This window comes from Chloroflexota bacterium, assembly GCA_016219275.1.
Classification (GTDB): Bacteria; Chloroflexota; Anaerolineae; order UBA4142; family UBA4142; genus JACRBM01.
This window is the reverse complement of the sequence record JACRBM010000038.1, coordinates 115,081-135,452: the sequence shown is the minus strand read 5'-3', so window position 1 is coordinate 135,452 and position 20,372 is coordinate 115,081. Positions and strand designations below refer to the sequence as shown.

At 57.5% G+C, this 20,372-nt stretch carries 16 protein-coding genes; 13 read left to right on the top strand and 3 right to left on the bottom strand.

Going from position 1 to position 20,372, the window contains the following annotated elements:
• Positions 1-11: 11 nt before the first annotated feature.
• Positions 12-3,038 (bottom strand): tetratricopeptide repeat protein, encoded by a 3,027-nt coding sequence (locus HY868_08610; protein MBI5302184.1) that lies wholly within the window; start codon positions 3,036-3,038, stop codon positions 12-14.
• Between the two features lie 365 nt (positions 3,039-3,403).
• Between HY868_08610 and HY868_08605 the strand changes: the two genes are divergently transcribed.
• The 9 genes from HY868_08605 to HY868_08565 all read left to right on the top strand — a co-directional run bounded on the left by HY868_08605 (position 3,404) and on the right by HY868_08565 (position 12,682).
• Positions 3,404-4,570: a glycoside hydrolase family 3 protein gene (locus HY868_08605; GenBank protein MBI5302183.1), complete on the top strand. Its 1,167-nt coding sequence runs from the start codon at positions 3,404-3,406 to the stop codon at positions 4,568-4,570.
• 87 nt (positions 4,571-4,657) lie between these two features.
• The gene (locus HY868_08600; protein MBI5302182.1) at positions 4,658-5,596 is read left to right on the top strand and encodes a 2-dehydropantoate 2-reductase; all 939 of its coding nucleotides are present in this window, start codon (positions 4,658-4,660) and stop codon (positions 5,594-5,596) included.
• Positions 5,597-5,640: 44 nt separating this feature from the next.
• Positions 5,641-6,600 carry a glycerophosphoryl diester phosphodiesterase membrane domain-containing protein gene (locus HY868_08595; protein MBI5302181.1) on the top strand — a complete coding sequence of 320 codons (960 nt, stop codon included), beginning with the start codon at positions 5,641-5,643 and terminating at the stop codon, positions 6,598-6,600.
• Positions 6,597-7,532, top strand: coding sequence for a DUF4129 domain-containing protein (locus HY868_08590; protein ID MBI5302180.1), 936 nt, complete (start codon positions 6,597-6,599; stop codon positions 7,530-7,532). The genes HY868_08595 and HY868_08590 overlap by 4 nt, the downstream gene beginning before the upstream one ends.
• A 106-nt stretch (positions 7,533-7,638) precedes the next feature.
• A complete protein-coding gene (locus HY868_08585) occupies positions 7,639-8,841 on the top strand; it encodes a DUF4350 domain-containing protein (GenBank protein MBI5302179.1) in 1,203 nt (400 codons plus the stop codon).
• Positions 8,842-8,938: 97 nt separating this feature from the next.
• Positions 8,939-9,898, top strand: a complete 960-nt coding sequence (locus tag HY868_08580; GenBank protein MBI5302178.1) for a MoxR family ATPase — start codon at positions 8,939-8,941, stop codon at positions 9,896-9,898.
• Between the two features lie 71 nt (positions 9,899-9,969).
• Positions 9,970-11,343, top strand: coding sequence for a DUF58 domain-containing protein (locus tag HY868_08575; GenBank protein ID MBI5302177.1), 1,374 nt, complete (start codon positions 9,970-9,972; stop codon positions 11,341-11,343).
• Positions 11,344-11,501: 158 nt separating this feature from the next.
• Positions 11,502-12,077, top strand: coding sequence for a hypothetical protein (locus HY868_08570; protein ID MBI5302176.1), 576 nt, complete (start codon positions 11,502-11,504; stop codon positions 12,075-12,077).
• A 32-nt stretch (positions 12,078-12,109) separates the two neighbouring features.
• The gene (locus HY868_08565; protein ID MBI5302175.1) at positions 12,110-12,682 is read left to right on the top strand and encodes a hypothetical protein; all 573 of its coding nucleotides are present in this window, start codon (positions 12,110-12,112) and stop codon (positions 12,680-12,682) included.
• A gap of 249 nt (positions 12,683-12,931) precedes the next feature.
• Here HY868_08565 and HY868_08560 read toward each other — a convergent pair whose 3' ends face one another.
• The gene (locus tag HY868_08560; protein ID MBI5302174.1) at positions 12,932-13,147 is read right to left on the bottom strand and encodes a DUF433 domain-containing protein; all 216 of its coding nucleotides are present in this window, start codon (positions 13,145-13,147) and stop codon (positions 12,932-12,934) included.
• 80 nt (positions 13,148-13,227) lie between these two features.
• Here HY868_08560 and HY868_08555 point away from each other — a divergent pair, with 80 nt between their 5' ends.
• Complete coding sequence (locus HY868_08555; protein MBI5302173.1) at positions 13,228-14,457, top strand: acyl-CoA/acyl-ACP dehydrogenase; 1,230 nt, start codon at positions 13,228-13,230, stop codon at positions 14,455-14,457.
• Positions 14,458-14,550: 93 nt separating this feature from the next.
• Here the strand turns inward: HY868_08555 and HY868_08550 are convergent, their stop codons facing one another.
• The gene (locus HY868_08550) at positions 14,551-15,510 is read right to left on the bottom strand and encodes a stage II sporulation protein M (GenBank protein MBI5302172.1); all 960 of its coding nucleotides are present in this window, start codon (positions 15,508-15,510) and stop codon (positions 14,551-14,553) included.
• An 11-nt stretch (positions 15,511-15,521) separates the two neighbouring features.
• Here HY868_08550 and HY868_08545 point away from each other — a divergent pair, with 11 nt between their 5' ends.
• From HY868_08545 to HY868_08535, 3 genes are all read left to right on the top strand, one after another.
• Positions 15,522-16,301: an RDD family protein gene (locus HY868_08545; protein MBI5302171.1), complete on the top strand. Its 780-nt coding sequence runs from the start codon at positions 15,522-15,524 to the stop codon at positions 16,299-16,301.
• Between the two features lie 93 nt (positions 16,302-16,394).
• Complete coding sequence (locus HY868_08540) at positions 16,395-18,521, top strand: S9 family peptidase (GenBank protein ID MBI5302170.1); 2,127 nt, start codon at positions 16,395-16,397, stop codon at positions 18,519-18,521.
• A gap of 106 nt (positions 18,522-18,627) precedes the next feature.
• Positions 18,628-20,325 carry an FHA domain-containing protein gene (locus HY868_08535; GenBank protein ID MBI5302169.1) on the top strand — a complete coding sequence of 566 codons (1,698 nt, stop codon included), beginning with the start codon at positions 18,628-18,630 and terminating at the stop codon, positions 20,323-20,325.
• Positions 20,326-20,372 lie beyond the last annotated feature (47 nt).

Sequence of the window (20,372 nt, the reverse complement as noted above, 5' to 3'; positions counted from 1 at the left end):
CAACCATTCATCTATGCAACGGATTTGGCGCAATGCTGATCAAGCAACGCGCGCAATTCCTCAGCATTCGGAAGTTTCAATTTGTCGGCTGTGGGTAGTGCTTCTGCCCACAGCTGACACGCTTCTGAAAGCCGATTCATTTTGCGGAGAGTCTTGCCGAGGTGCAGGCAAGCATATACAACTCCTGTATCATCATGTAATTCGCGTAATAGATCGAGACTTTGTTTTCCGGTGCGGTACGCGGACTCGTAAGATTCAAGGTCGGCATAAACCCATCCCAGGAAATCCAACACGTACGCTTCTGATTTGGGCGCGCCAATTATCCTCATCAAATCCCGGCTTTGCTCCGAATACTCACGCGCCGATTGCAGATCGCCGCGTGCTTTGCGTAGTTGCGCCAGCACAAACAATGTGCTCCCCAATTCACCGCGATCCTGAAGTTGCTCGCAAAACAGAATTGCCTCGCGACAATATTGTTCAGCGCGGTCGTAGTCTTTTTTCATTCGCGCAAACAAAGCGAGCCGTTTGAGCGCCACAATGGACTGGGGCGTGACGGGGAATGTTTTTAAAATGTCGAATGCTTGGAGCGCCAATCGTTCGGCTTCATCGTAGCGAAAAAAGCGATACTCGATGCGCGACTGCGCCAACATGATTTCCGCCAAGCCCGCCTGATCGTCGAGTCGCTCTCGAATGCTCTGACATTCCTCCAATAATTCGCGCGCGTGATCGTAATTGGATCGCTCAATCTCAAGTCGCGCCAGGTGAAGTTGCGCGCCCGCGATGCCGCTCTGATCCGCGGCTTCGCGGCAAATCCGCAACAGGCGCGTCAGAATTTCCTCCGCTTCGGGATAAAAACCCTGCTCGATGTACGCGCGTGCCCAATTCAACATCGAAGTAATGTACGCTTCTTGTTCTTCCAACTCCTCGGCGGCTTGACAGACCATCGGATAGATGCGGCGCGCTTCGGAATAAAAGCCGCGCGCAAAACCGGTTTCGGTCAACGCATGACCATAGCCGATGACCTCCTCCCACATTTTTTGGCGGTGCATCACGCGCATCCCGGCTGACACATTATCCCATTCCTGCTCCAAGGTCACGTAATCTTTTTGATGCTGTTTGGCAAAATCCAAATAGTACTTTCCCATCCGCGCAAACGCGGCATCGGCTAGTTGCTTCGACACCTGCAACTTTTCGCGCGCGTACTGGCGAATCGTATCGAGCAAACGATAGCGCGCCTCGCCCGAGGATTGAATCTCCAAAACGACCAGCGACTTGTCCGTCAAACTCTCCAACATTTCGCGCACCTGGATTTGACCGTCATCTTGCGTGTGGACTTGCTCGACCGCCTCCAACGTAAACCAGCCGGCAAAAACGCCCAACTCATTCAGCAAACGTTGTTCCGCCGGCTCGAGCAAATCGTAACTCCAGTCAATCGCCGCGCGCAAGGTTTGATGACGCGGCAGCGTGCGCGGACCTTTGCTCAACAACGCAAATCGTTCGTTGAGATGGCTCGCGATGTACTCGACGGACAACGTTTTCAGCCGCGCCGCCGCGAGCTCAATCGCCAATGGTATCCCATCCAAGCGCCGACAAATTTGGATCACACTGGGGGTATTGCCTTCATTCAGCGCGAAATTTGATTTCTCGATCGAAGCGCGGTCAAGAAAAAATTGAACGGATTCAAATTGTTTTGCCGATTCGACGGTCGCCGCATTTTTTTCCGGCGGGATGGTCAACGGGGCAACGGAGAAACTGTGTTCGCCTGCCACGCGCAAAATTTCGCGGCTCGTCGTTAGAATTTGCAAATGCGGACACGCGCTCAATAGTTGTTCGCAGAGTTTCGCGCACGCCATCAACAAATGCTCACAGTTATCCAACACGAGGAGCGTTTGTTTCATCCGCAGATGTTCACTTAGAACCTGGGTCAAATCCCGGTCCGAATGTTCACGCACACCCAACACTTTGGCGACCGCCTGCGGAACCAATGCATCTTCGCGCGCGAGGGATTCCAGTTCGATCCACCACACCCCCTCGCCATAGTGCTCAAGCGCATCCAGCGCGACGTGAATGGCGAGGCGCGTTTTGCCGCACCCGCCCGCGCCGGTCAACGTGACCAGTCGCGCGGCTGAAAGCAAAAGGCGTTTGAGTTGTTCCGTCTCTTGCTCGCGCCCGATAAAGTGCGTGAGTAGATTCGGCAAATTGGTCAGCGCCGCGACCGCGGCGACCGTACGCGATTTCGCCTGTTTGATCCGATTAAAGAGGAGTTTAGTTTCGCTGGAGGGTTCGGCATACTCGGGCTCGCCAAACTCGTTTTGCAAAGCCCGTTCGAGTTTGCGATATTGATCCAAAGCCAGGTTTTTGTGTCCCTGCATAAAGTAGGAAAACATCAGATGTTGACACGCCTCTTCGTTGCTCGCTTCCAGGTCGAGTACCTTTTGCGCGTGGGCAATCGCGTTGTCGTATTCGCCGATCGCGCGCATCCGTCGCGCGGCGTGTAACAGCGCGTCGCGATACAGATCGCGCAGTGATGCGCGCATGGGCAAAATCCACGGTTCGTCCGGGTCATCCTCGAATTCAGGCAACATATCGCCTTTGTACAGCTCGAGTTGAAGCAGACCGGCATCGTTCGGCGATTCGGCGAATCGTTCAACCTGATTTTTGAATTCGACCGCATCAATCCAAACACTACGCGCCGGGTTGAGTTGCACTGTCTCCATGTCGTCTACGAAAATATCATGACCCAATGCCTTGCGAATGGAAGAAAGCGCCGTGCGGAGTGACGCGCGGACCGTCTTTTCGAGGTTAACCGCGTGATCATCGTCGTCATCATTATCGCGGTCGCGACTCTCTTCAAACGCGTGCCTACCCCAAAAAAGACTAGCCAGTTTTTCGCGTCGAACGGGCTGGTCACGCTCGAGGGCAAGGTACGCCAAGACCATTTTGGTTTGTTTGGTGGGCAGTTTGACGGGTTGCGTCAGATACTCGACGCGAAAATCGCCGAGCAGGTAGACCTTTACGTCGGAGGCAATCGGAGGCATGGTCGTTTACCCCGCGCTCGCCAGAGGATTTGTCTGACGAACGCGAATCTCATACGGAACTCTGTGAGGATCAGAGATAGGAATCCGTGCCGAGATCAGTGTGCGAGGAGTCACTCTTGGAAAACAGAATCGAGTGACAGGTGGAGTGTTCCTCTCCAGTCCCGGTATTGTTATGGACGATCCCGAGGAGGGCGCTTTGTTTTCAACGAGAACACGCAAAGCGATTATATCGTCCCGCCTAAAATCTGTCAACCAGAAATTTACGGTTGCCTGGTTGAGCAAGCGAAACAGTTGCTTTAAGCGGTTGTTTCAGTTTGCGAATAACGTGTATAATCAAAACGCTTGCCCGTCAGATTGGAGTTAGCGTGGATCCTCTCACTCGCCGCGAATTTCTCGCGTACAGTGCCGCCGCGCTCGCGTGGCTTGCCGGTTGCGCGCCCATGTCGCAAACGATTCAAACACCCGCGCCGACCCAAGGAGCAAATGTGATCCCCACCCCGGACCATCTCGATCAGATGATCGGACAAATGATTCTCGTCGGCTTTCGCGGCTTGATCGCAAAGGACGACAGTCCTATCGTGCGCGATATTCGCACGGGGTGTGTCGGCGGCGTCGTGCTGTTCGATTTCGACGTGGCGACGGCGAGTCCGGTGCGGAACGTGCAATCGCCGGAGCAACTCAAGACGCTGAATGCCGTGTTGCAACGCGCGGCAACCACGCCGTTGTTGATTTCGATTGACCAAGAGGGCGGCAAGGTCGCGCGACTCAAAGAAAAAGCCGGTTTTCCGGCGAACGTCTCCGCCCAGCACCTTGGCGTGCAAAACGATCTCGCGACGACGCGGCGCTACGCCGAGACGATGGCGCAGGCGCTGGTAAACGCGGGCATCAATTTGAATCTCGCGCCGGTCGTGGACGTGAACACGAATCCACAAAATCCGATCATCGCCAAGTACGAACGCAGTTTCTCCGTCGAACCTGGCATCGTCGCCGACCACGCGCTTGAATTCATTCGCGCGCATCACAAACTGGGTGTGCTGACCACGCTCAAGCATTTTCCCGGGCATGGGAGTTCGCGCGAGGACTCGCACCTGGGTTTGGTAGATGTGACAAAAACCTGGGCGCGGAGCGAACTCAATCCATACGCGAAGATCATTCAAGCCGGCGAGTGTGATGTCGTGATGACCGCGCACGTATTCAACGCGAATCTGGATGGACACTATCCGGCGACGCTCTCGAAAAAAATCATTGGCGGTATCTTGCGCGATGAACTTGGATTCGACGGCGTCGTGATGTCGGACGATATGCAGATGGGCGCGATCGCGCAAAAGTACGGTTTTGAGAACGCAGTGCAACTTGCGATCGACGCCGGTGTGGATATACTTGCATTTGCCAACAACTCGCTTTTCTTCGACGAAAACATTGCGACGCGCGCGTTCACGGTCGTTCAGCGCCTCGTGCGCGAGGGCAAGGTCAGCCGCGCGCGCATCGAGCAGTCGTACACGCGTGTGATGCGCTTGAAGGCACGGCTGTGAACTTGTCAGCAAAACTATTTCCTGCTAAAGTGTTGACCGCCGTCGGCGGTCGGCGGTCTTGTTTGAAAACTTTCGCGTGAGGTCATGATGAAAATTGCAGTCATGGCAACCGGCGGAGTGGGCGGGTATCTCGGCGCGCTCTTTGCCAAGAACGGGAATGAGGTCACGTTCATCGCGCGCGGCGCGCATCTCCACGCGATCCGCGCGAATGGATTGACGGTCACTTCGATTAGCGGCGATGTGTCAGTTCGACCGGCGCGCGCTACGGACAATCCTGCCGAGGTCGGCACGGTGGATTGGATTTTATTCGCGGTGAAAACGTACGACACCGCATCCGCCGCACAAACGATACGCCCGATAATGGGATCGAATACGACGGTCGTCACATTTCAGAACGGCGTCGAGAGTTGCGACATTCTCGCGGCGGCAGTGGGCAAAGAACATGTTTTGCCCGCGCCGATTCAAATCGAATCCGCGATCACCGCGCCGGGCGTCATCGCGCAGACGAGCAGTTTTCGCGTCGTCACGGTCGGCGAGTTGGATGGACGCATCACGCCGCGCGTCGAGTGGTTGGTCGCGCAGTTGCAATCGCACGGCTTGGATGTGACCGCGTCGGACAAGATGCCCGCGCCGATTTGGGCGAAGATGTTGTTCCTCGCGTCGTTTTCCGGATTGACGACGCTCGCGCGCACCGAAGGTTCGATTTTGTTCAAGCAACCACAAGCCCAGGTCGCGTTGCGCGCGGCGATGCAAGAAGTGTTCGACGTGGCAACCGCGTACGGCGTTCCGCTCGCGCCGGATTTGATCGAACAACGCATGAAATTCGTCCTGGGTATTCAACCTGGGATGACCGCTTCGATGCACAAGGATCTGCTCAAGGGCAATCGCCTCGAAATTGACGCGCTCTCCGGCGCGATCGTGCGGCTCGGCGCAGCGAAAGGCGTCGCGACGCCGGTGCATCAAACGATTTATATGGCGCTGAAGCAAGAGGACGCACGCGCCAAGTTAAAAAGCAACAGCGAATAATAAAAAGCGATCTTTGAGTTTGCGCGTCACACAAGGAGTCCATCATGGAGACCACCGCGTTACGCCCGATGGGCATCGGCGACATTCTCGACCGCGCGATCAATCTCTATCGTCGCAACTTTATCACGTTGATGGGTATTGCCGCGGCAGTGACCGTGCCGGTCGCGGCGCTGCAAGTGATCGGTGTGCTTTTAGCCGTCCCGCTCGATTTCCTTTCGCCGAATCTGTCTCCCTCGCGCACGACCGCCGCGCTCGCGACTGCCGGTTACCTGGGTATGTTCGGCGTGTTTTTCATCGCCATGATTATCGCGATCCTCGCGTCCGTGTTTGAAGCCGCGGCAATGGTGCTTGCCGTGTCGGAAGCGTTGTTCGGGCGCGCGCTGACGATTCGCGACGCGTATCGGCGGGCGTTTCGACGGGGCTGGTCGCTTCTGGGCGGCATGCTCATCCTGGGATTGATGAATGGACTGGTGCTGGGACTTTACCTGGCGTGCGCGATTGTTCCTTTGGTCACTGCCGCGGTGGGCGCGCGCACTAATCCATCGTTGAGTGCGGCGACGAGCGTTGCGTTTGTATTGTTAGCATGTGTGGGGATCGCGCCGCTATTTCTTGCGCTCGCCTTCGTCAACGTGCGTTTTTTATTTGTGCCCCAAGTGATCATGCTCGAAAAACTGGGCGCGCTAGACGGCTTGCGCCGTAGTTGGCGCTTGGGGAAAGGTTCGTTTTGGCGCGTCTTGCTCATCGCGTTTTTGTTGTACGTGTTTGTCCTCATCCTCTCGGCAGTGCCCAGCTACGCCATTTCATTCGTCGGGTTACTGATGCCTTCGGTCATCATTCAAGCCGTCTTGAATGCGACGGTCAGTACCGTGATCGGTGTCGTCACGACGCCGCTCTACCTGGCGGTGTTGACCTTGCTTTATTACGATTTGCGAATTCGCCACGAAGGATTCGATCTCGAACTACGCGCGCAAGAAATGCTTGCGCCAACCGAGCCAACCCCATGAAGCGTTACGCGATTTTTTTCGCGTTCGGCGTTCTTTTGCTCACGCTCACCCCGGCGCGCGCCAATTCGCCCGTGACGCTCGTCGAGTATCAGCGCGCGGTGACGACCGCGCTCGATTTGGTGCAACAAGCCGAGCTGCAACCGACCACGGTGCGCGCCCCGTTGCTCATGCGCGCGGCGAATCTGCTCGCGGAAATTTCGCAGGTGCAGACGGATGCCGGGACGGTGACGGTCAACAACGACGCGCTCGTCGCCGAATTGAAAGCAGTCGCGCAGAATCCGTACCAGCCGCTCACATCGCCGCGCAATCGTTTGCGCGCGTTGCGCGATGCGGTCGCGCCGTCGCCGCTCGCCGCGACGGACGACGAACGCGCGAAACTGCGCGAGATTTTCAATCGTCCCCCGTTTCGAGTGTTCGACAACCCGGTCGGGCAACTCCTCAACGAGTTTTTGCGTTGGTTGCGCGCGGGAACACGCACTGCCGGCGACGCGTTGTTCAGCGCGCGCGATTTATTCGCGGTCGGCGGTCTCGTCGTCATGGTCGGCGTCCTCGCGTTTTTCATCCGCAATCTACGCAAGACCATCGCGGCGGAAGAAATCCTGCCGACCCAGGGCGAGGTCGCGCTGACCGCGCGCGAGGCGTTGGCGCGCGCGCAAAATTTTGTCGCAGGCGGCGATTATCGTTCCGCGATGCGCCTGCTCTATCTCGCCGCGCTCTTGTCGCTCGACGAACGCGGCGCGCTCAAGTACGATCCTTCGTGGACGAACCGCGAACATTTACGCGCGCTCGCACCGCATCCCATGCTCGCCGCCGCGCTCGCGCCGATTGTCGAGACGTTCGACCGCGTGTGGTACGGTTTTGCCAATGTCACGCCGGACGAGTTTGCAGAATTTCGTCGGCAGGTGCAGGCGATTCGGGAAATTAGAAATTAGAAATTGGAAATTGGAGATTGGAATTTGGAAAATGGACTCCAATCCTCCCATCCAACTTCCAACTTTCAACTTCCAACTTCCAACTTCCAACTTCCAACTTCCAATTATGCGATCACGCGATTTCACCACATTTATCATTTTGTTCGTGTTGCTCGTCGGCGTCGCGGTTATCAGCGCAACTCAGCGTTCGGCGGAGGATCCGCGCGCCGAGCGCAACATCCCTGCCACGACGTACTCGGCGGACGATAATGGCGCGCTCGCGTTGCATTCATGGCTGAACGAGGTTGGTTATCACACCGAGCGCATCGAGAACACATCGTCGTTCGACATCGGCGATGATACGCGCGTGCTGTTCATCCTCGATCCAAGCGAAACGATAACGGCAAGAGAAGTCACCGCGATCATGCGCTGGGTCGAGCGCGGCAATACGCTCGTCATCGCGGATAATTGGTCGTTCAATAGCGACAACTTGTTGCGCGTGTTGCGCGTGGAAATCAACTACGTGGATCGTTTTGTCACGCGCGCGACCGTCGTCCAACCGGTGCGCGGGCTTGGCGCGACGCAAGTGGTGGTGAACGCGTCGCACGAAATCAAATCATCGCGCGACGACGCGATTGTTTTTCTGCGCGCGGACAACTTGCCGGCGCTCGTCACATTTCCACAAGGCAAAGGCAAAGTCTGGGTCTCGTCCACGCCGTACTTGTTCAGCAACGCAGGTCTGCAAGACGAGGAAAATGCCGCGCTCGTGTTGGCGTTGGTGAGCGACGCATCGCGCAACAGCATCGTCGCCTTCGACGAATTTCATCACGGCTATCGCACCGTGTCCGCCGATCCTGGGTCGGCGTCGCTCAACGCGTTGATCTTTCAAACGCCGTGGGGCTGGGCGCTGATTTTCGCGCTCGTCGTAATCGTCGCGTACCTGTTTGTGGGCGGTCAGCGTTTCGGTCGCGCGATGCCGTTGCCCCAAGCCATCGAGCGACGCAATCCCGCCGAGTACGTCAGCGCGGTCGCGCGGTTGTTGCGGCGCGGCGGCAAGCGCGCGATGATTCTGAATCACTATCGTCGTCAGATCAAACGCGTGCTCGGCAGACCGTACCATCTCAATCCCGATTTGTCCGACGACGAATTTGTCGCGGAACTTGCGCGCTATCGCGAGGTGGATCGCGCGGCGTTGCTCGCCACGTTACGCGAGTTGAGTCCGCAACGCGTGAACGAAAAATCGCTCGTCAAACTTGCCGCGCAAGCGATTCAAGCGACAGAGCGCGCCCCCACCCCAGCCCTCCCCCGTCACGGACAGGGGAGGGAGTAATGTTGGCTCACCCCACTCCCCTAACCCCCTCTTCCCTCTCCTCTAGCCACTTAAGGACGTGGCTAGAGGAGAGGGGTGAGGACTCGAGGAAACTAACATGACACCCAACTCGTTCGTGCAACAAACTTATCAAGCTCTGTGCTCGCAAGCCGCGAAAGCGTTAGTCGGACAGGAAACCGTGTTCGAGCAAATGGTGATCGCGTTGTTCGCGCGCGGACACGTTTTGCTCGAAGGCGTACCTGGGACGGCGAAGACGCTCGCCGCCAAAGTGCTCGCGCATCTGATCAGCGCGGAATTCAAGCGCGTGCAATTTACGCCTGATCTGATGCCGTCGGATGTCGTCGGCACACAAGTGTTCGATATGGCGAGCGGGAAATTCTTTCTCAAGCGCGGTCCGGCGTTCACGAACATTCTGCTCGCGGATGAAATCAATCGCGCGCCGGCGAAGACCCAGTCCGCGTTGCTCGAAGCGATGGAAGAGCGGCAGGTGACGATTGAAGGCGACCGCTATCCGCTCGCCGACCCGTACATGGTGCTCGCGACGCAAAACCCGGTCGAGTACGAGGGCACATATCCGCTGCCCGAAGCGCAGTTAGATCGGTTCATGTTCAAAACGGTCGTGAATTATTTGCCGCCGGAATCCGAGACCGAAATTTTGCGTCGCTATCATCGCGGGTTCGACGCGCATCAACTCGCGCAAGCCGGACTGGAGCCGGTGTTGACGCCGGAAAAAATCCAGCGCGTGCGCGAGGAAATCAACACGGTCACGGTCGAAGACGGCATTCTGAATTACATCACCGCGATTGCGGACGCGTCGCGCAAATCGCCCGACCTCGCGCTGGGCGGCAGTCCGCGCGCGTCCATCGCGCTGTTGCTCGGCGCGAAAACCTGGGCGGCGATGCTGGGTCGCGCTTTCGTCGTGCCCGACGATGTAAAAGCATTGGTCCTGCCGGTGTATCGCCATCGCATCATCCTCAAACCCGAAGCGGAAATCGAAGGGTTCGACGCGGACAGTGTGCTGAAACGGATTCTCGGCAAAGTTGAAGTGCCCCGTTGAATTTCAGATTTCAGATTGTAGATTTCAAATTGAGAAATCCGCAATCTGAAATCTGAAATCTGAAATCTGAAATGCTCCTAACTCGTCAATCCTTGTTGCTTCTCTTGCTCACCGCGCCGTTCCTCGCGCTCGGTACGCTCGCACGCGAATTGCTGATCCTCGCGGTGGTGTATCTGTTGCTCGTGATGATCATGATCGTCACAGATTATTTGCTCTCGCCCGCGCCCAAAGATTTTGAGACGCAACGCGTCAACGACACGCGCCTCTCGCTCGGTGCGGACAATCTGATCATCGTGCGCGTGACGCATCGCGGTCGCCGCGCGACGCGCCTCATCGCGCGCGACGAATTCCCGCCGCAATTCGCCGCCGACCATTTTACATTAGGCGAGCGAGAGACTGTTGACGCGCTTGCCCGCCATTCGCCATTCGTCATTCGCAATTTGCCATTTGCTCCACTCCGTCCACGCGAAACCGTCGAATTCCGCTACCACGTTCGTCCGCCGCGGCGCGGCGATTATCGTTTCGGCGATACGAATCTGCGGTGGCGCGGCGTCCTGGGAATGATCGTGCGCCAAGCGCGCTATGCGACGGGCGCGCCGGTCAAGGTGTATCCGAACCTGCTCGACATTCGCAAGTACCAAGTTCTCGCGCGGCGGCATCACCTCACCGAGATGGGCTTGCGCCAAACGCGCGTCCTGGGTCGCGGCGCCGAGTTCGAGCGTTTGCGCGAGTACCAGCCGGATGACGAATTTCGCCGGATTGATTGGAAAGCGACCGCGCGGCGCAGCAAACCGATCAGCCGCGAATTCGAAACCGAGCGCAGTCAAACGATCCTCGCGTTGCTCGACGTGGGACGCATGATGCGCGCGCCGGTCGAGAATCTAGCCAAACTCGATTACGCGGTGAACGCGGTGTTGATGCTGTCGTACGTCGCGGGTTTGCGCGGTGACAAAGTCGGGCTGATCGCGTTCGCGGATGAAGTGACGCATTTTCTCACACCGCGCAGTGGCAAGGGACAATTCTATCGAATGCTCGCGACGTTGTACGGCGTCGAGTCGCAGCCGGTCGAATCGGATTACGCGCGCGCGTTCGCGTTTCTCGGCGCGAAACACAAAAAGCGTTCGCTCGTCGTCGTGTTCACCGATCTATCGTCCGGCTTGGCGGTGGATACGATTGTCGCGCAGATGGCGTCGTTGCGTCCGCGTCATTTGCCGCTCCTCGTCGCGATCAGCGATCCAAGCGTGCACGATCTCGCGCGCCAACGCCCGCGCGATTCGCAAAGTGTGTACGAGCGCGTCGTCGCGGAGCAACTGCTCGACGAGCGCGCGCTGTTGCTCGAATCGCTCCGACATCGCGGTGTGCTCACGCTCGACGTGCCGGCGAATCAGTTGACGATTGCGGTTGTGAATCGGTATTTGGAGTCGAAGGCAGTGGGACGAATTTAGCGGACGGCGTGTGACAGAACTGGGGCGTTTGAAAACGCCTTTCGAGGGCGTGCCGCCGGGCGTCCACCTGCGTGGACGCAATTCGCCCGCGTAGGCGGGCGACCAGCCGTCGGCTCACGCGAGGCGATTTCCAATCGCCAATTCAAGGAGGCAATTCCATGTCTCGCACGATGAAAATCGTTTTGCTTGTTAGTGGCATGCTGATTGTGATTTGCGCGCTGACGATGTGCGTGTTGTTGGGTGTAATTATGCCGCTGTGGGCTCAATCCGTTATCCATGACGCGGATAATCCAGAGCATGCCAAATTAGTTGCCGCGAAAATCGCCGATTACACTTTGCCCCCAGGTTATACCGAGAAGTTCGGAAGCGACCTAACGGTTTCCCAAACCGTCTTGATTGCTTCCAGCGACAAGACCAGTCCTGCCTTTCACTTGGATCAAATCACACATTCTAATACCAAGTTGAAGGAGATGGACGAACAACTACGCGGTCAGGTGCAGAGTAACGACATTGTACGCGGGGTTACTTACTGGTTTGTTGGCGAAAGAAAAGTGAAGATCAAAGATGCTCTAGTTCCTCTCTACATTACCGAGAGTCAATCCGAAGGCATCACTTCCCGTCATGCAATCGGTCTATTTCCTGGAAGAGGGGGAGTAGTGACTGTGCGGGTAGACAGCGAAAAACAAAAATGGGACTGGGATTTGATTGAGCGTTTTCTCGCGTCTATTCGTTGAAATGTGTCAAGAGAAGGAAAGGAGGCGCGGAGATGAGTCGCACTATGAAAATCGTTTTGCTGGTTGGCGGAACGTTGACGGTGATCTGCGTACTCGCATGCGTCGTGCTCGTGTTCTTCGCGCCGCGCGTGATGCAGAATTTCGCGACGAACGCGCAAAACCCGGAGCAGATCAAACAGACGGCGGCAAAGATCGCGGAGTACACCTTACCGTCCGGCTACAAGGAAGAGTTCGGCATGGATTTGTTCGCGATGCAAATGGTGATGATTGCGCCTGCGAACAAAGCGCGTCCGATGATCATGCTGATGCAGAGCGCGGATCGCAGCGCCAAGCCGGAAGACATGCAACAACAATTGCAAGAACAATTTCAACGGCAGTACTCGATGCAGGGCGGTACGTATCGCGTGACGGGAACGCGTCAAGTGCGAATCAAGGGTCAATCGGTGACTTTGACGATTGCGGAAAACGATTCGCGCTCCGTGACGATGCAACAGGCGACCGGCGTTTTTGCGGGCAAGAACGGTCTCGCCATCTTGATGCTGATTGGAACCAAGCAGGGCTGGGACTGGACGCCCATCGAACAGTTTACCGGCTCAATTCGCTGAAGCAGATTCCCGACGCGTTTATGGCAGACCTGTCAGGTTTCTAAAAACCTGACAGGTCTTGGTTGCAACGCATACCGGAACACGAAACGAAATTCGTTCTAAAGCAAAGGATGGCAAGTTCGTGGATTTCATTCCTGGTCGAGACATTTTCCAAACGCGACCCGTGTTTGGAAAAGGGGAAATAAGTTAGGTCGTGACCTGGCAACGCGTATTTCAACTTGCGTGGCAGACATTCGTCAAGGAGAATTTTCATGCCGGTTGAGTCAAAACGGCTGTCTTCAATAGTTCCCGAACGCCAATCGCTTGTTCGCGCGCGACGGTCGGAAAATCGTCCAAGAATTCTTCGCGTGAGTGCCCGCCTTCGAGATAATCAATCAGAGTCTGGGCTGGCACACGAGTTCCCGCGAACACGGTTGTTCCGCCCAAAATATCATCGCGACGTTCAATCAGTTTATGTTCAACCATTTTGCCCTTCCTCCGGATTCCCGGGGGAAATCTCGAAAAGACACTAGCATGGAAACGATTCGGCGTCAAAGGAGGTTGCAATGTTAGACGTTCTTTTGACCGACGCGCAACGCCAACTGCGCGATGAAGCGCGCGCGTTCGCGCGCAACGAGGTGCCGCGCCAACTCTTGCTCGACATGGACGCGGACAAGGTGCGTTATCCGCGCGAGTACGTGCAAAAACTCGCCGCGTGGAACTTGCTCGGCGTGCGTTTTCCGAAAGAATTCGGCGGACGCGGATTGGATTGGGCGCACGAGGTGCTCGCGCTCGAAGAAATCGGCGTGCTCGGCGCGTCGCTCGCGTGTTTGTATTCGCTTCCAACCATTGTCGGCGAAGCGATCAACTGCTTCGGGACGCCGGAACAAAAGCGCAAGTACTTGACCGCGACGCTCGAAGGCAAACTGACCACCGCCGAAGCATTGACCGAGCCGCGCGGCGGTTCCGACTTTTTCGGCGCGACGACGCGCGCGGTACGTGATGATGATGTTTACGTACTCAATGGGCAAAAACGTTTCATCGTTGGCGCGGAAGGCGCGGATTACTTTTTCGTCTACGCGCGCACCGGCGACAAGCCGCGCGACTTGAGCGCGTTCCTCGTCGAGCGCGGCGCGGGCGTCGAGGTGCAACACGTTTACGGATTGCTGGGGACACGCGGCGGCGGCACGGGGCGCGTCTATTTTCGCAATGTGCCAGTGCCGGTGGAAAATCTCGTCGGGCGCGAAAACGGCGCGGGGGAAATTTTCAACCAGATGATGATTCCCGAACGGATGACGAGCGCGGCAGGCGCGCTGGGCTTGGCGCGCGCGGCAATCGAGATCGCGGCGCGGTACGCGGATCGCCGGCGCGCGTTCGGGCAAAAGATTCGCGAGTACGAAGGCGTCAATTTCAAAATCGCAGAAAGCATTACGGCGATTGACGCGGCGCGCGCGCTCACACACGAAACCGCGCGCGCGATTGACGCCGGCGATGAACCAGGACGCGTGCGGCGACGCGTCTCCGAATCGAAAAAACTCGCGACCGAAACCGCGTGGCAGGTGGTGAACAACGCGATGCAAGTGCTGGGCGGCATCGGCTACACCAACGTCTATCCCATCGAGCGACTCTTGCGCGACGCGCGGTTGATGATGATCTGGACGGGGACGAACGAGATTATGAATCTCGTCATCCAGCACGAGTACTACAAGGAACTCTTGGGAATAACGAGCACAGCGCGCGATGTCGAGATGGACGCGGTGAACGCGGAGACCGAAGGCGAGAAGGTGTACGAGTAAGGCGAATTGCGAATTGCGTGATGCGTATTTCGTATTACGCAATTCGCGTCCCGCCGCACGCTGCTCTTACGCTTTTTGGCGAAATCCGCGCGGTCATCGCGCGGTTTTTTGTCGACCGCCCAGGAATAGGTACGCGTACAACAACACGCCGCTCGCGATGCCGACCGCGTACTTGATGAATGCGGGCGCGTCCGATGGCGAGAGAAATCCTTCGATCACTCCCGCGACGATGAGCAGTGGCACACTGCCCAAGAGCAAGCGCATTGCTTTTTGTGCGGCGAGGACGAGCGCATCACGACGCGTGAGCAACCCAGGTCGCATCACCGCGTACGCGAGTGCGAGTCCCGCGCCGCCCGCCATCGTAATCTCGCTCAACTCGAGCACGCCATGCCCGATGACAAATTCCCACAGCGGCGCGGCGTGATCGTAAACCTGCATCAGCCCCAGCACCGCGCCGAGATGAATGCCGTTGAGCACGAGGACGAGGAATGTACCAAATCCCAGGAGCATTCCGCCGGCAAACGCGAGGAACGACACGCCGATGTTGTTCGTCATCACGAACGACGCGCCGATCTGATTCGCGTCGTTCAAATCCTTCCACCACTGCGTCCCATTTCGAATCGTCGCGATCGTGCGCGGCGAGAGCACATAGCGCGCATGGTCCGCGTTCGCCAGCATCGCCAAATACGTGACGATGGCAAGCCCGAAAAAGATCAACGCCGCCACCCCTACCAAACCAGCGAAATCGCGGTATAATTGCGGAAACTCACGCGCGTAAAAATCGCGCACGCGGCGCAACACGAGCGGCTCGCCGCAATACACGAGCGGATGCGCACGCCCAACGAGTTGATTGAGATACACCGTAACGTTGTGGCGCGGAAAATCGCGTTGCGCGAGCGCGAGGTCGGACGTGGCGGCGCGATACCATCGGCTGAGCGTCACCAGCTCCGTTTCCGTCAGCGTGGCGAGACGACCGCCTTCGGCGCGTGCGAGCAAATCGGTGAGGCGTGCCCAGTCGGGCTTGCGTTGTCGGACCAATTCATCGGGAGACATTCTACACTCCAATGACCGATTCCACCATCATCGAACGTCACGAGATCGAAACACCGGAAAACATTTCGTTCGGTTATGAAATTGCCGGACTGGGTTCGCGTTTTCTCGCCAGTCTCATTGATTCGCTGATCCAAGCGGCGCTCTACCTCGCGCTCCTCATCGGCATCATGGCGATCAATGCGAGCGATCTGTTCAAAGAACTGCCGATGAGCGTTCAAGATTGGCTCGTCGCGCTGGTCTTGCTCGTGCTCTTTCTAATCCAGTTCGGGTATTTTTTCTTCTTCGAGATTATACTCAACGGACAGTCGCCGGGCAAACGCGCGTTGGGCTTGCGCGTCGTCAAAGAGAACGGCTATCCGCTTTCCGTGCTCGACGCGCTCATCCGCAACATCGTGCGCGTGATTGACTTTTTTCCGTTCGCGTACGGCGTCGGCGTCATCGTGATGTTTTCCAACAGCCGCGCGAAACGCTTGGGCGATTTCGCCGCGGGTACGGTCGTCGTCAAATTGAAAGACTCGATCAAGTTGAGCGACCTCGAAGTCAAACGCGCGCCAGTGTCCGATTCGGCGGACGTGCCTGGCGTCGCGCGGCTCAAAGAAGCCGACGTGGAAATGATCGAATCATTTTTGCAACGACGCGCGAAACTACGCAACGCGGACGCGCTCGCGCAGACGCTTCGCCAAACCATCTTGACGCGCGTGGACGATGCCGAAACGCGCACGCTCGCCGACGCGTTAGCGCCGGTCGAATTCTTGTCGCGCGTCGTCGCGACCTACCGCGCGCGTCAGTAACGCACGCGTGTCGTTGTGTTCGTAGGGACGTTCAATTGAACGTCCCTACAAAACAAATCCGCAATCCAAAAATATCAAGTCAGGTAAAGTGTAATGAAGTTTGTGAAACCCATCGTATTGATTACGCTATTCCTCGCGCTGACCGCGTGCGCGTCAGTCTCCGTGCCGCGCACTGCGTCGCTCGCCACGCCGACAGTCGCCGCCGCCGTGCTGCCGACTGCGACGCGCGCGCCGTCGCCAACCGTCATCCCGACCGCGCCGCCGTTGCCGACGACCGCGCCGCCCGCGCTGATTCCACGGCGCGCGTTGTTCGCGCTCGTGGACAAGACGAGCGTGTCGTTCAGCCGCGATGGGACCAAGATCAGTTACCTCGCGCCATTCAACAACGCGCTCAATGTCTGGGTCGCGCCGGTGGACAAGCCGAATGACGCGAAACCGGTCACGAGCACGAATCGCGGCACGCGCACGTATTTGTGGGCGTACACAAATAATCACGTGTTGTATTTACAAGACTTGGACGGCGACGAGAATTATCAAATCTATGCCGCCGATTTGACGACGGGCAGTGTCCGCACGCTCACGCCGCGCGGCACGCGCGCGAGCATCCACCGCGCGAGCGCGAAATTTCCGCGCGAAATTCTCATCTCCTTGAACGAACGCGATGCGAAACGCTTCGACCTCTATCGCGCCAATATCGAAACCGGCGACCGCGCGCTCGTGCTGCAAAACAACGAGGGCTTTGACAGTTTCACGAGCGACGACGATTTCGTCGTGCGCTTTGCGACCAAAGTCACGTCCGAGGGCGGTCGCGAAATTTTTCGTCGCACCGACAAGGGAACCTGGGAAAGTTTTACCAAGATCGGTTTGGAGGATGAGTCCTCGACGTACCTTGTCAGCATTTATCGCGACGGCAAAGCCGCGTACATGGTGGACAGTCGCGGGCGCAACACCGGCGCGTTGACGAGCATTGACCTAGCGACCGGCGCGCCGACCGTGCTCGCGCAAGATGTGCGCGCGGACATTAGCGGATTTATCTTCCACCCGACGACGCGCGAAATGCAAGCGGTCGCGTTTACGTACGACAAGAAAAAATGGTTCGTGCTCGACAGCGCGATTCAACCGGACTTGGATTATCTCGACTCGGTCGCGGCGGGTGAAATGGATGTGGTGAGCCGCACGCTCGACGACAAACGCTGGGTCATCGCGTACTCGCCGGATGACGGACCGACGCGCTATTATCTCTACGACCGCGCCGCGAAAAAAGCGACGTTCCTGTTTTCGAATCGCCCCGCGCTCGAAAATTTGCCGCTCGCCAAGATGCACGCGACGGTCGTCAAATCGCGCGATGGGCTTGACCTCGTTAGTTATTTCACCCTGCCGCTCGAATCGAATGCTGACGGCGCGTTACGACCGCTCACACCCTTGCCGATGATTTTGCTCGTGCATGGTGGACCCTGGTCGCGTGATGCGTGGGGCTACAATCTGCTGCATCAATGGTTGGCGAATCGCGGTTACGTCGTGCTCAGCGTCAACTTTCGTGGCTCGGATGGATTCGGCAAATCGTTTCTGAACGCCGGCAATTTAGAATGGGCGGGCAAGATGCACGACGATTTGATTGACAGTGTCGAGTGGGCGGTACGCGAGGGCATCGCCGACCCGAAAAAAATTTGCATCATGGGCGGCAGTTACGGCGGATATGCAACGCTCGTCGGATTGACGTTTACGCCGGACGTGTTCGCGTGCGGCGCGAGCAGTGTCGGTCCATCGAGTCTCGTCACGTTGATGCAAAACCCGCCGCCGTACTGGTCCACGAGCGCGGACGTACGCAAAAAACGCGTCGGCGATCACACGACCGAAGAAGGGCGCGCGTTTTTGTTGAGCCGTTCGCCGCTTACGTTCGTGGAGCAAATCAAGAAACCCTTGTTGATTCAACAAGGCGGCAACGATCCGCGCGTCAAACAATCCGAAGCCGATCAAATCGTCAAGGCGATGCAAGCGAAGACTATTCCGGCGACGTACCTGTTGTATCCGAACGAAGGACACGGTTTCCAGAGCGTGACGAACAGTCGCGCGTACTATGCGGTCGTCGAACAATTTCTCGCGAGCATTCTCGGCGGACGCGCCGAACCGCTTGGCGACGATTTGAAATTCTCTTCGATCACCGTGCCGGTCGGTTTCGATTTGATTCCTGGCTTGCGCGAGGCGCTGGGGAAAAAGTAAAACATAAAACGTGATGCGTGATGGGTGAGAGATGAAAGAGACGGAATGAGCGATTTCGTCCTTCCGCCTTCATCCTTCATCCTGGGATTCTGAAGGAGGAATCGCCATGCAATCATACGGTAAACTTATCCTGACGCAACCGAATGGACAGGAAAAAGAATTTGCGTTGAACGACGCGGATATTTCGCTCGGTCGCGCGACGATAAACGACATTGCCTTGCGCGATCCCAAGGTCTCGCGCCAGCACGCGCGGATCGAGTGTAACGCGAGCGGCGTCACGGTGATTGATCTGGGCGCGGCGAACGGCACGCGCGTGAACGGCGTCCGCGTCGAACGCGCGACACTCAAGCCGGGCGATGTGATCGCACTCGGCGACAGCACGTTGAGTTTCGACCTGGGCGCGGTGACCGACGCGCCGGAGATTCAAGCGATCAACTCGGATGCGGAACTCGACGCGACGCTCGCGCACGCGACGATGGCGATGACGCTGGCGAACAAACAAACGCCGCGCGTCGCCGTGCGCGCCGGCGGGCGAACCTGGGAAGCGACGTTCGCACAGGACGCGCTTGCCATCGGGCGCGATGCGAGCAACGACATCGCGCTCGACGATCCCAAATCGTCGCGCAAGCACGCGCGCATCGAACGCCGCGGCGACGCGTTCGTCTTGCGCGACCTGAAGAGCACGAACGGAACCTGGGTCGGTGCGGAACGCATCGAAGAGCACGCGCTCAACGACGGCGACGCGATTCGGATCGGCAGCGCGCAACTCACGTTCAAGCGCGGGTTTGCGACCCAGGATTTGACGATGGCGAATGCGGCAACCTTCATCGAAACGCCCGGCGCAAAAGGCGCGCGGCGTCCGGTCGTCATCGTGCCCGGCTTGATGGGGTCGGAATTGTATCGCGGGACCGAACGCGTGTGGCCCAACGCGCGTTTCTTGTTCACGAATCCCGAAGCGTTCATTTACTCGGAGCAAAACAAGTTCGAACCGCGTGGCATCGTCCAGGATGTCGTGCTCGTGCCGAACGTCATCAAACTCGAACAATACAGCCGGCTCGGCGATTATCTCGAAGAAGAACTGGGTTACGAACGCGGCAAGAATCTGTTCGAGTTCGCATACGATTGGCGGCAGGATGTGCGAATTTCGGCGCGGCAGCTCGCGGCGAAGATCGAAACCTGGGGCATCAAGCCGCCGCTCATTTTGATCGGGCATAGTCTGGGTTGTTTGGTGAGCCGCTATTTTGTCGAACACGCCGGCGGCAAGAAAAAAGTGGAACGCTTGTTGCTCGTCGGCGGACCGCACTATGGCGTGCCGCAAATTTTGCCGGGCTTACTGTACGGCGAAGGTCTGCTCCCCTTTGGCATTCTCGGCGAACGTCTCCGAACGGCGATTATCAGTTTTCCTTCCTCGTACCAAATTCTGCCGACCTTTCGTTGTGTCTACGATCAAAACGACGCGGCGATTGACGTGCTCGAAGACGAACGTTGGATTTCCGAAAAGCAACGTCCGCTCCTGCGCATCGCGCGCGAGTTTCGCAAAGAGCTGGGCACGCGGTCGAGCGTGCCGACCGTTTCGATTTTCGGTTACGGACTCAAGACGACGACGCGTGTGAATGTGCAACGCAACGCGGAAGGCATGTGGCGCGATGTCGAGTTCGTCAGCGGCGAAGCCGGCGATGACACGATTCCCGACAACAGCACCGTGATGGAAAATTCAGAAATTCATCCGGTCGAGCAACATCACGGATCGTTGTATGTGGACAACGACGTCAAGATTCGATTGAAGTTGGAATTGACTAGATAACCTCACCTCACTCCCCCAACCCCCTCTCCTTTAGCCACGTCCTTAAG

Excerpts from the sequence above, each read along its gene's own strand:
- HY868_08595 (MBI5302181.1), top strand. The coding sequence starts at position 5,641 with ATGGAGACCACCGCGTTACGCCCGATGGGCATCGGCGACATTCTCGAC.
- HY868_08550 (MBI5302172.1), bottom strand. The coding sequence starts at position 15,510 with ATGTCTCCCGATGAATTGGTCCGACAACGCAAGCCCGACTGGGCACGC.
- HY868_08600 (MBI5302182.1), top strand. The coding sequence starts at position 4,658 with ATGAAAATTGCAGTCATGGCAACCGGCGGAGTGGGCGGGTATCTCGGC.
- HY868_08575 (MBI5302177.1), top strand. The coding sequence starts at position 9,970 with ATGCTCCTAACTCGTCAATCCTTGTTGCTTCTCTTGCTCACCGCGCCG.
- HY868_08540 (MBI5302170.1), top strand. The coding sequence starts at position 16,395 with ATGAAGTTTGTGAAACCCATCGTATTGATTACGCTATTCCTCGCGCTG.
- HY868_08555 (MBI5302173.1), top strand. The coding sequence starts at position 13,228 with ATGTTAGACGTTCTTTTGACCGACGCGCAACGCCAACTGCGCGATGAA.
- HY868_08585 (MBI5302179.1), top strand. The coding sequence starts at position 7,639 with ATGCGATCACGCGATTTCACCACATTTATCATTTTGTTCGTGTTGCTC.
- HY868_08535 (MBI5302169.1), top strand. The coding sequence starts at position 18,628 with ATGCAATCATACGGTAAACTTATCCTGACGCAACCGAATGGACAGGAA.
- HY868_08570 (MBI5302176.1), top strand. The coding sequence starts at position 11,502 with ATGTCTCGCACGATGAAAATCGTTTTGCTTGTTAGTGGCATGCTGATT.
- HY868_08545 (MBI5302171.1), top strand. The coding sequence starts at position 15,522 with ATGACCGATTCCACCATCATCGAACGTCACGAGATCGAAACACCGGAA.
- HY868_08560 (MBI5302174.1), bottom strand. The coding sequence starts at position 13,147 with ATGGTTGAACATAAACTGATTGAACGTCGCGATGATATTTTGGGCGGA.
- HY868_08580 (MBI5302178.1), top strand. The coding sequence starts at position 8,939 with ATGACACCCAACTCGTTCGTGCAACAAACTTATCAAGCTCTGTGCTCG.
- HY868_08610 (MBI5302184.1), bottom strand. The coding sequence starts at position 3,038 with ATGCCTCCGATTGCCTCCGACGTAAAGGTCTACCTGCTCGGCGATTTT.
- HY868_08590 (MBI5302180.1), top strand. The coding sequence starts at position 6,597 with ATGAAGCGTTACGCGATTTTTTTCGCGTTCGGCGTTCTTTTGCTCACG.
- HY868_08565 (MBI5302175.1), top strand. The coding sequence starts at position 12,110 with ATGAGTCGCACTATGAAAATCGTTTTGCTGGTTGGCGGAACGTTGACG.